Genomic DNA, 1,114 nt, shown 5'->3' on the forward strand with positions numbered 1-1,114 from the left:
GCGGGTGGGGGTGTGGGCTGCGGTGGGCCGCCGCCCCCCCCCCCCCCTCCCCCCCCCCCCCCCCCCCCCCCCCCCCCCCCCGACTCTACGGATGATCCAGCGGCTTCGGCGGTTCCTGCCGGTTCACCCGCTCACGGTGCAGCAGGTACAGCCCCGAGGCGACGATGATCGCCGCGCCCACCCAGGTATAGCTGTCCGGCAGCTGGCCCCAGAAGGCCAGGTCCCAGCCGATCACCCACACCAGGCCGCTGTACTCCAACGGCGCGATCATCGACGCCTCGCCCAGCTGGAAGGCCTTGGTCAGTGCGATCTGACCGAGCGCTCCGGCCAGACCCATGCCGGCGATCAGCGGCGCATGCGCCAGCTGCAGTGGCACCCAGCCGGGAAGGGCCAGCAGGCCGGCACCGATGGCCATGATCACCAGGAACCAGACCACCATCGACTGCGAGGTATCGGTGCGGGTCAGCAGGCTGACCGTGATCGCCGCCACGGCATACGCGGTGGCCGCGGCCAGCACCATCAGCCCCGGCACCGAAATGAAGCCGTCCACGCCCGGCCGCAGCACCACCAGCACGCCGACCAAGCCGATGCCGATGGCCACCCAGCGCCGCGGGCCAACCCGCTCACCCAGCAACGGCACCGACAGCGCGGCGATCAGCAGTGGGGCAACGAAATAGATGGTGTAGGCGGTGGACAGCGGCAGGTCACGCAGGGCGAACACGAAGCAGCCGATCATCGCCATGCCCAGCCCACCACGCAGCAGGTGCAGGCCCCAGCGGCGCGGGATCAGCGAGCGCGGGCCGGCGCTGACCAGCACCCAGACCAGCACGAACGGCAACGAAGCCGCACCACGCAGGAAGGTCACTTCCAGGGTCGGATAGCTGGCCGACAGCTGCTTCATGCCAGCATCCATCAGCGAGAAACAGGCGACCGCAGCGACCATCCAGGCCACCGCACGCGAAGGGGAGCGTTGCACATTCATGGCCCATTATCGCCGACAGCACCGGTTTGTAGAGTCGAGCTTGCTCGACTGCCGCCCTTCTGTAGAGTCGGGGGGGGGGGGCGGGGGGGGTGTGGGGGGGGGGGGGGAGGGGGGGGCGGAAGCAAAACCGGG

Annotated in this window: 1 protein-coding gene; it reads right to left on the reverse strand. The window is 70.4% G+C overall.

Translation table 11 applies throughout. The features are described from left to right. Positions 1-85: 85 nt before the first annotated feature. A complete protein-coding gene (locus V3B25_RS05160) occupies positions 86-982 on the reverse strand; it encodes a DMT family transporter (RefSeq protein ID WP_049399222.1) in 897 nt (298 codons plus the stop codon). Between the last annotated feature and the right edge of the window lie 132 nt (positions 983-1,114).

This window comes from Stenotrophomonas sp. SMYL8, from assembly GCF_036320065.1.
In the GTDB taxonomy this organism is placed as follows: domain Bacteria; phylum Pseudomonadota; class Gammaproteobacteria; order Xanthomonadales; family Xanthomonadaceae; genus Stenotrophomonas; species Stenotrophomonas maltophilia_A.